The sequence below is a fragment of the Mesorhizobium sp. M0496 genome (assembly GCF_040321205.1).
Classification (GTDB): Bacteria; Pseudomonadota; Alphaproteobacteria; order Rhizobiales; family Rhizobiaceae; genus Mesorhizobium.
In genome coordinates, this window is sequence record NZ_JAMYRC010000078.1 from 1 (window position 1) to 12,592 (window position 12,592).

General features: G+C 62.9%; 13 protein-coding genes. 3 read left to right on the forward strand and 10 right to left on the reverse strand.

Annotated elements, in window-relative coordinates:
* Window positions 1–184: 184 nt before the first annotated feature.
* From NKI73_RS32630 to NKI73_RS32670, 9 genes are all read right to left on the reverse strand, one after another.
* Window positions 185–499, reverse strand: a complete 315-nt coding sequence (locus NKI73_RS32630; protein WP_352636052.1) for a hypothetical protein — start codon at window positions 497–499, stop codon at window positions 185–187.
* A gap of 198 nt (window positions 500–697) precedes the next feature.
* The gene (locus NKI73_RS32635) at window positions 698–1,057 is read right to left on the reverse strand and encodes a nuclear transport factor 2 family protein (protein ID WP_352636054.1); all 360 of its coding nucleotides are present in this window, start codon (window positions 1,055–1,057) and stop codon (window positions 698–700) included.
* An 86-nt stretch (window positions 1,058–1,143) separates the two neighbouring features.
* Window positions 1,144–1,629 (reverse strand): carboxymuconolactone decarboxylase family protein, encoded by a 486-nt coding sequence (locus NKI73_RS32640; protein ID WP_352636056.1) that lies wholly within the window; start codon window positions 1,627–1,629, stop codon window positions 1,144–1,146.
* 112 nt (window positions 1,630–1,741) lie between these two features.
* On the reverse strand, window positions 1,742–2,053 hold the full coding sequence (locus NKI73_RS32645) for a formate dehydrogenase subunit delta (RefSeq protein ID WP_352636058.1): 312 nt from the start codon (window positions 2,051–2,053) through the stop codon (window positions 1,742–1,744).
* Window positions 2,043–2,873, reverse strand: coding sequence for a formate dehydrogenase accessory sulfurtransferase FdhD (gene fdhD / locus NKI73_RS32650; protein ID WP_352636059.1), 831 nt, complete (start codon window positions 2,871–2,873; stop codon window positions 2,043–2,045). The genes NKI73_RS32645 and fdhD overlap by 11 nt, the downstream gene beginning before the upstream one ends.
* A 2-nt stretch (window positions 2,874–2,875) precedes the next feature.
* A complete protein-coding gene (fdhF, locus tag NKI73_RS32655; RefSeq protein WP_352636061.1) occupies window positions 2,876–5,788 on the reverse strand; it encodes a formate dehydrogenase subunit alpha in 2,913 nt (970 codons plus the stop codon).
* 10 nt (window positions 5,789–5,798) lie between these two features.
* Complete coding sequence (locus NKI73_RS32660; RefSeq protein ID WP_352636062.1) at window positions 5,799–7,355, reverse strand: formate dehydrogenase beta subunit; 1,557 nt, start codon at window positions 7,353–7,355, stop codon at window positions 5,799–5,801.
* The gene (locus NKI73_RS32665) at window positions 7,352–7,831 is read right to left on the reverse strand and encodes a formate dehydrogenase subunit gamma (RefSeq protein WP_352636064.1); all 480 of its coding nucleotides are present in this window, start codon (window positions 7,829–7,831) and stop codon (window positions 7,352–7,354) included. Before NKI73_RS32665 ends, NKI73_RS32660 begins: the two co-directional genes overlap by 4 nt.
* 134 nt (window positions 7,832–7,965) lie before the next feature.
* Window positions 7,966–8,865 carry a LysR family transcriptional regulator gene (locus NKI73_RS32670; protein WP_352636074.1) on the reverse strand — a complete coding sequence of 300 codons (900 nt, stop codon included), beginning with the start codon at window positions 8,863–8,865 and terminating at the stop codon, window positions 7,966–7,968.
* A gap of 152 nt (window positions 8,866–9,017) precedes the next feature.
* Here NKI73_RS32670 and NKI73_RS32675 point away from each other — a divergent pair, with 152 nt between their 5' ends.
* Together NKI73_RS32675 and NKI73_RS32680 are read left to right on the forward strand one after the other, a co-directional pair.
* Window positions 9,018–9,659, forward strand: a complete 642-nt coding sequence (locus tag NKI73_RS32675) for a DUF47 family protein (protein ID WP_352636066.1) — start codon at window positions 9,018–9,020, stop codon at window positions 9,657–9,659.
* A gap of 3 nt (window positions 9,660–9,662) precedes the next feature.
* Window positions 9,663–10,667 carry an inorganic phosphate transporter gene (locus NKI73_RS32680; protein WP_352636068.1) on the forward strand — a complete coding sequence of 335 codons (1,005 nt, stop codon included), beginning with the start codon at window positions 9,663–9,665 and terminating at the stop codon, window positions 10,665–10,667.
* Between the two features lie 11 nt (window positions 10,668–10,678).
* Here NKI73_RS32680 and NKI73_RS32685 read toward each other — a convergent pair whose 3' ends face one another.
* Entirely contained in the window at window positions 10,679–11,056 is a 378-nt protein-coding gene (locus NKI73_RS32685; RefSeq protein WP_352636070.1) for a VOC family protein, read from the reverse strand.
* 247 nt (window positions 11,057–11,303) lie between these two features.
* Here NKI73_RS32685 and NKI73_RS32690 point away from each other — a divergent pair, with 247 nt between their 5' ends.
* A complete protein-coding gene (locus NKI73_RS32690) occupies window positions 11,304–12,485 on the forward strand; it encodes an Mrp/NBP35 family ATP-binding protein (protein ID WP_352636072.1) in 1,182 nt (393 codons plus the stop codon).
* The last annotated feature ends 107 nt before the right edge of the window (window positions 12,486–12,592 follow it).

Sequence of the window (12,592 nt, forward strand, 5' to 3'; positions counted from 1 at the left end):
GAGAGAAGACGGACAAACCCCGTTTTGCGGGGCATGCACATGCGGCATTTCGATTCACTCAAAACTTTCCCCGGACAGCCCTGCCGTTCACGGGAGAAGGTGGCCCGAAGGGTCGGATGAGGGGCAGCGCTTCCCTTGCAAAGCTGGCTCCGCCCCTCATCTCCGTTAACGGGGAGAAGAGTCGCTATTCGACGATGCGATAGATGTTCCACAGGCTGGTGCCCGACACGACATAGGGCTCCATCTCCTTGCCCCATTTGGCATGCGCATCGATCTTGCCGATCTTGGCGAAGAACGCCTCCAACTGGGCCAGGCTTTCGACCTGGTGATGCGATTCGACCGTGGCTTCCCGCGCGCCGATCGAACCGGTCATGATCTGGAATTCCAGTTCGTCGATACCGACCTGCGAGCCGATCTCGTGTTCCCATTTCTTCAACAGGTCGAGCACGGTCTGCTTGTGCCCGAACTTGGCATCGATCTGCCATCTGGCGCTGAACATTGTCTTCTTCTCCTCCAGGGTTGTGGCCAGAGCATGATCCCGAAAAGTGGAATCCGGTTTTCGGAAAAGATCATGCTCCAGCACTGAAACAGAGCATGATCCCGAAAAGTGGTATCCGGCTTTCGGAAAGATCATGCTCCAGCACTAAAAACAGAGCCTCATCCCGATTCGATCGGGATGGACGGCTCTGTGGTTGACCTACTCGTCCCAGGCTTGCACGACGGTCTGCCGTGCGATCCGCCCGTTCTTCAGCTCCAGCATCGCCGCGCAGAACACCTTGGTGCCGTCCGGATAGGCGCAGGCCTGGGTGAAGGCGAGGCTGTCGCCGTCGGCGATGGTGGTGTCGACCTTGTGGGTCATCGCCCGGCTGCAGATGTCGTCCCAGAATGTGGTGATCGCAGCGCGCCCGCGGATCTCGCGCGGCTTGCTCGGCGGGTTGTTGCGGTCGATCACCCGCACGAGAGCGTCATCGGCATAGAAGCTCGACAGCATCTTGCCGTCACGGCCTTCGATCGCCTTCTTGATCGCCGCGCCATCCACTGTTTGGGTCTTGGTCATAATTTCATCCTCCATTGGCCCGTCTTCCGACCGGGCGGTTGATGATCGAAGTGCTGCCCAGCGCTCGTCACCGGGCAGGGATTTCTTCACTGCGACTTGGCCTTGACGGCCGCGAACACGTCGTCCGCCTGCTTCTTGAAGGTCGTCAGATCGACCTGGCTGCCGTTGAGCATCGTCGACCAGTGGCGCACGATCGCGGCCATCGCCACCGCCTCCTTGATCTCCTCGTCGATGGCGCCGTTGAGCTTGGCCGCCTCGGTGTGGAAATAGATGCAGTACTGGCATGGGATCTGCGCCGCGACGGCGAGGCCCAAAAGTTCCTTGGTCTTGCCGTCAAGCGCGGTCTTTGGGTTGAGCTGCACGCCCTTGATTTCCGGCCAGGCGCCGGCGACGGCAACATCCGGCAGCGTCTTGAACATGTCCGGCACCGAGCCGAGCGTCGCCTCGATGCGCAGGTCGAGATTGGAAATAAAGCCCGGCACGAAGACAAGATCGAACGACCCCTGCCCGACCACCTGATAGGCGATCCGCACATCGCCGCTATGGGCGTATCGGGTCTCGATCGGCCTCACGAGGTTTTCCGCCCGGCCTGACGATTTCTGATCGTCGACCATAGCAGAACAGCACCGACTGCGGCAGCTTAAACTTTAGCGGATACGAATATAAGCCGGCGCGGCTAGGCGACTATTCTTGCGAGGCGGCGACGTCGGCAGGGGAGGGCTTGAGCCCGAGTTTGAGGTCGGCCTCCGCCGGTGTGATCGGTCGTCTGATCCTGGCGGAGGCGGCCACCACCAGCTCGTTGAAGTTCCCGGTGCCGGAGTCCAGCATTTGGAACAACTGCAGCCGCATCCTCGGCTCCCAGAACTTGTTGATGTGCTCGGCGACGCCGGCAATGCCTTCCTCGCGCGGCTTGGAGTGGAAAAAATCGGCGATCTGGTTTGCCATGCGCACCAGTTTCTCGCTGGTGCTCATGATGTGTTCTTCGTCATGCGACATGCTTGGCAACTCCGCAAACCACCCGGTCGGGGTGGGTGAAAATATCAAAATCGTCGCCGCGAACCAGCGCCACCAGCGTCATGCCAGCCCCTTGCGCCGTGCGGATGGCAAGCGCGGTTGGGGCTGAGACGGCGATGATGAAGGCCGAGCCGATAGAAGCCGTCTTCTGCACCATTTCGACCGAAACCCGCGACGTCACCACGACAGCACCGGACGCACCATCGATGCCGGCCCTGGCCAGCGCACCGGCCAGCTTGTCCAGTGCATTGTGACGGCCGACATCTTCGCGCGCCATGACGATGCCCTTATCAGGCACATAGAAACCGGCGGCGTGGACGGCCCCGGTCTCGGTGTGAAGCGGCTGCACCTTCGACAGGAGCTTGACCGAGGCGACGATGTCATCGGCATCAAGCGTAAGCTTTGACGCACCGACTGAGTCGACCGAGCGCATCGCTTCCTCGATCGATTCGATACCGCAGAGCCCGCAGCCGACCGGGCCGGCGAGCCTCCGCCGTCGCGCCTCGAAACGCGTGTTGGCGGTGTCCTTCAGCCGAATCTGGATGTCGATGCCGGCACCATGGTCCTCGACCTCGATGGCTTCGATCTCCTCCGGCAAGGCGATGATGCCTTCGGTCAGGGAGAAGCCGAGCGCGAAATCCTCGAAATCGGCCGGGCTTGCCATCATCACCGCATGCGTCGTACCGGCAAAGGAGAACGCCACCGGCGTCTCCTCCGGCACCATGCGGTTGGCCGCCGCGGTGCCGCTGGCGCGGCGCGCCAGCCGCGATACCTGCGTCGTGGCTTTGCGGCGCGCGCTCAAGACTACTCCGCCGCTTCCAGCTTCGCGATCCGGCGGCTCTGCTCGGCCTGCTCGTTATAGTCGCGCTGCCATTCGGACGGTCCGTTGGAGGCGCCGACCTGCACCGCCGTCACCTTGTATTCCGGACAGTTGGTCGCCCAGTCGGAGAAGTCGGTCGTGATGACGTTGGCCTGCGTGTCCGGATGATGGAACGTCGTGTAGACGACGCCTGGCGACACCCGGTCGGTGATCATCGCGCGCAGCGTCGTCTCGCCCGAGCGGCTGGTCAGCCGGACCCAGTCGCCGTCGCGCAGTCCGCGGTTCTCGGCATCGTGCGGGTGAATCTCCAGCCGGTCCTCCGAGTGCCACATGACGTTTTCGGTGCGCCTGGTCTGCGCGCCGACATTGTACTGCGACAGGATGCGGCCGGTGGTGAGCAGCAGCGGGAAACGCGGCCCTGTCCTCTCGTCGGTCGCCACATATTCGGTGCGGATGAACTTGCCCTTGCCGCGCACGAACGCATCGATATGCATGATCGGGGTGCCGAGCGGCGCCTTCTCGTTGCAGGGCCATTGCACGGATCCGACACGGTCGAGCAGCTCGAATGAGACGCCGGCGAAGCTCGGTGTCGTCATCGCGATCTCGGCCATGATCTCGGAAGGATGCTGATAGTTCCAGTCCAGCCCGATCGCGCGGGCAAGCTCCTGCGTCGCCTCCCAATCGGCGTAGCGCGCCTTCGGCTCCAGAACCTTGCGCACCATGTTGATGCGCCGCTCTGCGTTGGTGAAGGTGCCGTCTTTCTCCAGGAAGGTCGAGCCCGGCAGGAAGACATGCGCGTAGTTCGCCGTCTCGTTGAGGAAGAGGTCGTGCACGACGACGCATTCCATCGCTGCAAGGCCGGCGGCGACGTGCTTGGTGTCGGGATCGGATTGCAGAATGTCCTCGCCCTGGATGTAGATGCCCTTGAAGCTGCCGTCGACGGCCGCATCCAGCATGTTGGGGATGCGCAGGCCGGGTTCGTCGTCCAGCTTCACGCCCCACAGGGTCTCATAGATGTCGCGCACGGCTTCGCCGGAGATGTGGCGATAGCCGGGAAGTTCGTGCGGGAAGGAGCCCATGTCGCACGAGCCCTGCACATTGTTCTGGCCACGCAGCGGGTTCACGCCGACGCCGGGCCGGCCGATATTGCCTGTGGCCATGGCGAGATTGGCGATCGCCATCACCGTGGTCGAACCCTGGCTGTGTTCCGTCACGCCCAGGCCATAATAGATCGCGCCGTTGCCGCCGGTGGCGTATAGCCGCGCAGCACCCCGGATCAGCTCGGGATCGACGCCGGACAATTTGCCGACGGTTTCGGGGCTGTTTTCCGGCAAGGCGACGAACGATGCCCAATCCTGGAACTCCGTCCAGTCGCAGCGTTCGCGGATGAAGGCTTCGTTGAAAAGATCTTCGGTGACGATCACATGCGCCAGCGCCGTCAGCACAGCCACATTGGTGCCGGGCTTAAGCGGCAGGTGATAATCCGCTTCAACATGCGCCGACTTGACCATCTCGGTGCGACGCGGATCGAGCACGATCAGCTTGGCGCCCTGGCGCAGCCGCTTCTTAAGCCGCGAGGCGAACACCGGATGGGCCGAGGCGGGATTGGCGCCGATGACGACGGCGACGTCGGTGTAGTCGACGGAGTCGAAATCCTGCGTGCCGGCCGAGGTGCCATAGGTCTGGCCGAGCCCGTAGCCCGTCGGCGAGTGGCAGACGCGTGCGCAGGTGTCGACATTGTTGTTGCGGAAGCCCTGCCGCACCATCTTCTGGACGAGGTAGGTTTCCTCATTGGTGCAGCGCGACGAGGTGATGCCGCCGATCGCGGTGCGTCCATACTGGTACTGGATGCGGCGGAATTCCTTGGCCGTGTGGGCGATCGCCTCTTCCCAGCTTACCTCGCGCCAGGGATCGGTGATCTTTTCCCGGATCATCGGCGACAGGATGCGGTCCTTGTGGGTGGCGTAGCCATAGGCGAAACGGCCCTTCACGCAGGAATGGCCATGGTTCGCCTTGCCCTCCTTGTAGGGCATCATGCGAATGACCTCGTCACCCTTCACTTCGGCCTTGAACGAGCAGCCGACGCCGCAATAAGCGCAGGTGGTGACGGCCGAACGCTCCGGCAGGCCCTTGGCAAGGACCGTTTTCTCGCGCAGCGCATCGGTCGGACAAGCCTGCACGCAGGCGCCGCAGGACACGCATTCCGAATCGATGAACGCCTCGTGCATTCCCGCCGAAACCCGGGATTCGAAACCGCGTCCCTCGATGGTCAGCGCGAAGGTGCCCTGGACCTCTTCGCAGGCCCGCACGCAGCGCGAGCAGACGATGCATTGCGAGGCATCATAGGTGAAATAGGGATTGGATTCGTCGCGGGCGATGTAGTCGACCGCCAGCGAACCATGGCCGGGCGCCACGCCGTTTTCCGGCTTGACGTGGTTGCGGCCCTCGATGCCGTAGCGGTTTTCGGTCAAGCCGATAGACTTCGCCACCGCATCGAACTCGCTGGCGCCGGTTCCGGCCTTTTCGTTCCAGCCGGTCGGATGGTCGGAGACGTAGAGTTCCATGACGCCGCGGCGAATGGCGTCGAGCCGCTCGGACTGCGTGCGCACCACCATGCCTTCGCCGACAGGTGTCGTGCAGGAGGCGGGCGTGCCGCCGCGCCCTTCGATCTCGACAAGGCAGACACGGCACGAACCGAAGGAGTCCAGCATGTCGGTGGCGCAAAGCTTCGGGATCTCGACCCCGCCCTCCATCGCGGCACGCATGATCGAGGTGCCTTCGGGGACGGTGATGCTGCGCCCGTCGACGTTCAGCGTGACCTGCTTCTGTGCCTTCGATTGCGGGGTTCCGTAGTCGATCTCTTCGACGAGGGATGGGAAGTCGGCCTTGATGTTCATCTGCCAGCTCCTATTCAGCAGCCACGCGCACGGGCGCGGGCTTGAAGTCGTCGGGGAAATGGGTGATCGAGCTCATGACAGGGTAGGGTGTGAAGCCGCCCAGCGCGCAGAGCGAGCCGAATTTCATCGTGTTGCAGAGGTCGGTGACCAGAGCGAGGTTCTTCTCCGGCTCGATGCCCGCGGCTATTCTGTCGATGGTCTCGACACCACGCGTCGAGCCGATACGGCAGGGCGTGCACTTGCCGCAACTTTCGATGGCGCAGAACTCCATGGCGAAGCGCGCCTGTTTCAGCATGTCGGCGGTGTCGTCGAACACCACGATGCCGGCATGGCCGATCAGCCCGTCCTTGGCCGCGAAGGCTTCATAGTCGAATGGCGTGTCGAACAGCGCGCGCGGGAAATAGGCGCCGAGCGGGCCGCCGACCTGCACCGCCTTGACGGCACGCCCCGTCGCCGTGCCGCCGCCGATCTCATCGACGATCTCGCCCAGCGTCATGCCGAAAGCGGCTTCGAACAGCCCTGCGTATTTGACGTTGCCGGCGATCTGGATCGGGATCGTGCCGCGCGAGCGGCCCATACCGAAATCCTTGTAGAAGGCCGCGCCCTTGTCCATGATGACGGGCACCGAGGCCAGCGAGATGACGTTGTTGATCACCGTCGGCTTGCCGAACAACCCCTTGTGAGCCGGCAGCGGCGGCTTTGCCCGGACCATGCCGCGCTTGCCTTCAAGCGAGTCGAGCAGCGCCGTCTCCTCGCCGCAGACATAGGCGCCCGCGCCGACCCGGATCTCCATGTCGAAAGCGTTGGGTGAGCCCAGCACGCTGGCGCCAAGGACGCCGGCCTTGCGGGCGATCTCGACGGCCTTGTTCATCACCGCCACCGCATGCGGATATTCCGAGCGGACATAGACAAAGCCTTTGGTCGCCCCTGTGGCTATACCGGCTATCGTCATGCCTTCGATCAGCACGAAGGGATCCCCCTCCATGATCATGCGGTCGGCGAAGGTGCCCGAGTCGCCTTCGTCGGCGTTGCAGACGATGTATTTGCGGTCGCCTACGGTATCGAGCACCGTCTTCCACTTGATCCCTGTCGGGAAGCCCGCACCACCGCGCCCGCGCAGCCCGGATTCGGTCACCTGGGCGACAATGGCGGCGGGCGTCAGTCCCAGCGCGTTCGCCAGTCCGTTCAACCCGCCATGTTTCTTGTAGGATTCGAGCGACAGCGGATCCGTGACGCCGCAGCGCGCGAAGGTCAGCCGCGTCTGCTTGGCCAGGAATGGGATCTTGTCCGGCGCGCCCAGCCAGCGCTTATGATGGCCGCCGGTGAGGAAGCCGCTGTCGAACAGGCTTTTGACGTCGGACGGTTTGACCGGCCCGTAGGCGACACGGCCGTTGGCTGTCGCAACTTCGACCATCGGTTCGAGGAAATAGGCGCCGCGCGAACCGTTGCGCACGATCTTGGCCTCGATGCCGCGCGCGGCGAGTTCACTTGCGATCGCCTTGGCGACCTTTTCGGCGCCAAGCGCCAGTGCGCCGGAATCGCCGGGAATGTAGATACGCGGGATCATGAGCGCACCTCGGCAACGATCTCGTCGAGCTTTTCATCATCGAGCCGCCCGATCACCTGGCCATCGAGCATTGCGGCGGGCGAACAGGCGCACAGGCCGAGACAATAGACCGGCTCCAGCGTCACCGAACCGTCGCGGGCCGTCTCATGGAAGCCGATGCCCAGCAACTGCTTCAATTTGGCGGCGACGGCGTCCGAACCCATCGACTGGCAGGATTCCGCCTGACAGAGCTTCAGCACATGCCGGCCCGCCGGATGGCTGCGGTAATCATGGTAGAAGGTGACGACGCCGTGCACCTCGGCCCTTGAAATGTTCAACGCCTCGGCGATGACAGGCAGCGCGTCGTGCGGCACATGGCCGAACTCTTCCTGGATGCCGTGAAGGATCGGCAGCAGCGGGCCTTCAAGCCCTTTCAGCTCGTGGATGATCGCGGCCGTGCGCGATGTGATCTCGGTACTTGCAGGCTGCATCGTCATGCAGCGCCCTCCCTGGTCGATAGCTTTTTATCGCTAAGTCTTTACAAAATCAGAGGAAACCCGCGACATCAATAAAGCTGTTTCGTCGATCGATAGAAATCTTCTATCGAGCCTCATCGGTTCCCATTTTTAGCTCAGCGATGGGCGTGGAAATCGTCCGCCAGCGCCATTGCCTCGTCCAGCAGCGCCGAGACCAGCGGCGTGTGCGGTTCGCGCGGTGTCGCGACCAGGCCGACCGTATGGCTGGCGTCGGGTTCGACGATCGGAATGGCTCGTATCGGCTCGGAAAAACCGAATGTTTCCGCGAGGTTGAGTGGCATGATCGACGACCATTTGCCGGTGCGGATGTGCGAAAACAGCACGATCATCGAATTGGATTCCAGCGTCGGCCGCACCTGCACGCCGGCCTCGGCCAGATGCTGGTCGATGATGCGGCGGTTCTGCATGTCCGGCGTCAACAGGCAGAGCGGCAGGCTCGAGAGTTCCGCCCATGTCACTTTGTCGCGGTCGGAATAGGGGTTTCCCATCGCGGTGATCAGTTGATAGCGCTCGTCATAGAGCGGCACGCTGGTCACCCGCCCGAGCGGCTCGTTGTCGAGATAAGTGATGCCGGCGTCGATGTCGAAATTGCCGAGCAGCGACAGCACCTCGATCGACGTGCGCGACAGCACCGAGAAGGTGACGCCAGGGTGTTTTGCCCGAAACGGTGTCGTCAGCCGTGCCACCATGGCCAATGCGGTCGGAATGGCCGCGATGCGGATGCGTCCGGAAAGTCCGTGGCGCGCCGCGCGCATTTCCTCGCGCATGGAGCGGGTGTCGCCGACGATGCGGCGCGCCCACACGAGCACCTGTTTGCCCTCCGGCGTCAGCCCCTGGAAGCGTGAGCCGCGCAGAACCAGCATGACGCCAAGCTGGCCCTCCAGCTGCTTGATCCCGGCCGAAAGCGTCGGTTGGGTGACGCCGCATAGCTCCGCTGCCCGGCCGAAATGCTCTTCCCTGGCCAATGCGATGAAGAATTCCAGCTTGTCGATCATGCGATCTTTCCGGTCGTTCGGCGCAAGGTCGAGGAAATTGCGCTTCACCGCAAGCACCATGCGCTATTGGCCTGCATCCACATCTTTAAGCCGGCTACCTGTTTCCCAAGGCTGAATGGGGCGCTATGTGGATGAAACCTGGGAGATCGACCATGCTGGGCTGGTTCCGCAAGCTTTTGCCGCGCGAAGATCGTTTCTTCGAGCTGTTCGAACGACATTCCCGCACCGTGGTCGGCGGCGCCGAGGCGCTGGAGCAGCTTCTCCAGGGCAAGGACATCGACCGCTGGGGACAGAAAATCATCGATCTCGAAGACGAGGCCGATCATATCACCGCAGAAGTCCTGCTGGCGGTGCGGCGCTCCTTCATCACGCCTTTCGATCGCGGCGACATCAAGGACCTGATCCAGTCGATGGATGACGCCATCGACATGATGCACAAGACCGTCAAGACGGTGAAGCTCTTCGAAAAGAAGGAATTCGACCCGCTGATGCAGGAAATGGGCGGCGTCATCGTCATTGCCGCCAACCTTGTCGCCGAGGCGATCCCGCTGCTCAGCAAAGTCGGAGCGCACACGGTGCGCCTCAACGCCATCGCCGAAGAGGTCATGCGTGCGGAAGGCCGTGCCGACGATCTGCACGAACAAGGGCTGAAGGACCTGTTCAAGCGACATGGCCGCAGCGACCCGATGGCCTACCTGATCGGCAGCGAAATCTATGGCCAGCTGGAAAAGGTGGTCGACCGCTTCGAGGACGTCGCCAACGAGATCAGCGGCATCGTCATCGAGAATGTATAGGTAATGGAAGCCACCATCGCCTTTCCCGTTCTCGCCGGCCTCGTCGCCGTCGCGCTATTCTTCGATTTTCTCAACGGCCTGCACGACGCGGCCAACTCCATCGCCACCATCGTCTCCACCCGCGTGCTGAGACCGCAATATGCGGTGTTGTGGGCGGCATTCTTCAATTTCATCGCCTTCATGTTCTTCGGCCTCCACGTCGCCGAGACAGTGGGCAAGGGTATCGTCGACGTCAGCATCGTCACGCCGGCGGTCATCTTCGCCGCGCTCGTCGGCGCCATCGTCTGGAACATCGTCACCTGGATCGCCGGCATCCCTTCGAGCAGCTCGCATGCGTTGATCGGCGGTCTGGTCGGTGCCGGGGTTGCAAAAGCCGGGCTCGGTGCCATCGTCTGGACGGGACTCGGCAAGACTGTCGCTGCTATCGTTGTGTCGCCGGCAACCGGTTTTGTCTTGGCGCTCGTCCTGATCCTGACCGTTTCCTGGCTCTTCGTGCGCCAGTCGCCGTTTGCGGTCGACAGCACCTTCCGCGTCCTGCAGTTCTTTTCCGCCTCGCTCTATTCGCTCGGGCATGGCGGCAACGACGCCCAGAAGACCATGGGCATCATCGCCGTGCTGCTCTATTCGCAAGGCATGCTCGGCGCGACTTTCTATGTGCCGCTGTGGGTCGTTCTCACCTGCCAGTCGGCACTGGCGCTAGGCACCCTGTTCGGCGGGTGGCGCATCGTCCACACCATGGGCTCCAAGATCACCCGGCTGAACCCGATGCAGGGCTTTTGCGCCGAAACCGGTGGCGCCATCACCCTGTTTGCCGCGACCTGGCTCGGCGTTCCCGTTTCGACCACGCACACCATCACCGGCGCCATCATCGGCGTCGGCGCCGCCCGTCGTGTCTCGGCGGTCCGCTGGGGCATTGCCAGCAACATCGTCATTGCCTGGATCGTCACCTTGCCGGCCACCGCTATGATTTCGGCGCTCACCTACCTCGCGGTCGGCCTGGCGAGGTGACGTGAAGAAATCTACCTGTCCACAAGGTTCAGGATGTTGCCGTCTGGATCCTTGAACCAGGCGACCTTCATTCCGTAGCCGACATGGATATCGCCCTCCAGTGTCAGGCCCGGCATCTCATAGTGCTCGAAGGTGACGCCCTTCGACTTCAGCGCCTTGACGACATTGCCGATTTCGTCGCCAACCGTCCACGTCACCGCTGTCGCCTTGTTGGTTCCGGCAAATTGGGAATGATAGACGTTGATGGCAGTGTCGCCGCTTTTATACACGATCAGTTCACCGCCCTCATCGTGCACCTGCTTCAGGCCAAGCGTTCCCTCATAGAAAGCCTTGGCTTTCGCGAGATCCTTCACCGCAAGATTGGCTGTTGCGTTGCAGTTTGCGAGCATGATGATCTCCTTCCCTAGTTGTCGTGCTCCTCATGGTCATGCAGATAGGTCGCACCGGCTGATTGGCGACCGTCAACCTGCTGGAATGATCGGCCACTTTGGCTGCCGTTTGCCGCGATGCGTTCGAGCACGCAATCAGACAGGCTTCGTCGTTTTCCGGGCACGCCGAGCCAGCTGTTGCTCCACGGCTTGGTTCCGTCCGGAAACTGCACTATCTCAGGCGCAAGCTGCGTAAGGAAAAACTGCCATGTCCGTCACCAAGGAAATCGTCACCGAGCGTCTGAAGACGGTCAACGGGCCGGATTTCACCGGCAACATCGTCGACCTCGGCATGGTTTCGGAGATTTTCATCGCCGACGGGAAGGTCTTCTTCTCGATTACCGTTCCCGCCGCCCGTGCCCAGGAAATGGAGCCGCTGCGCGCCGCCGCCGAGCGTGTCGTCAAGGCGATCCCCGGCGTCGCCGGCGCCGTCGTCGCGCTGACGGCCGAAAAGAAGGGCGGCGGCATGGAGGCGCCGGTTCCCTCGCGCCCCGCATCCAGGCCCGCGCCGCCGGCTCCGCCTGCTGCTGCCGCGCCGCGTGCTGCCCCGCACGCGCCTGCCTCGCATAGCTCGGGCAAGCGCGGCGTGCCCGGCATCGAGGCAATCATCGCCGTTGCCTCAGGCAAGGGCGGCGTCGGCAAGTCGACCACCGCCGTCAACATCGCGCTTGGCCTGGCGGCCAATGGCCTGCGCGTCGGCGTACTTGACGCCGACATCTACGGTCCGTCCATGCCGCGGCTGCTGAACATCCACGGCCGGCCGCAGACCATCGACGGCAAAATCTTGAAGCCGATGGAGAATTACGGCCTGAAGGTGATGTCGATGGGCTTCCTCGTCGATGAGGAGACGCCGATGATCTGGCGGGGCCCGATGGTGATGTCGGCGCTGACGCAGATGCTGCGCGAGGTCGAGTGGGGCCGGCTCGACGTGCTCGTCATCGACATGCCGCCCGGCACCGGCGACGCGCAGCTGACGATGGCCCAGCAGGTGCCGCTGGCCGGCGCCGTCATCGTCTCGACGCCGCAGGATCTGGCCTTGATCGACGCACGAAAAGGTCTCAACATGTTCAAGAAGGTCGACGTGCCGCTGCTCGGTATCGTCGAAAACATGAGCTATTTCGTCGCCCCGGACACTGGCAAACGCTACGATATCTTCGGCCATGGTGGCGCGCGCCGCGAGGCCGAGCGTCTCGGCGTCACCTTCCTCGGCGAAGTGCCGCTCGAGATGGGCATCCGCGAAAGCTCGGATGCCGGCACGCCGGTTGTCGTCTCGAAGCCCGACGGCCCCGAAGCGAAAATCTACCGCGACATCGCCTCGAAGGTCTGGGACCGGGTCAACGAAGAGCGTGGTGCTGCTGCTGCGGCGGTGCCGAGCATCGTGTTCGAGTAGCGCGGATATCCCTCCCCCTTGAGGCAGGGCTATCGCATATGAGTAAAGAGGCGGAGGAGGTCTTGGTCGGCCCATCGTGCTTTGAGTCGTTTGTGGCTGAGCGGGAT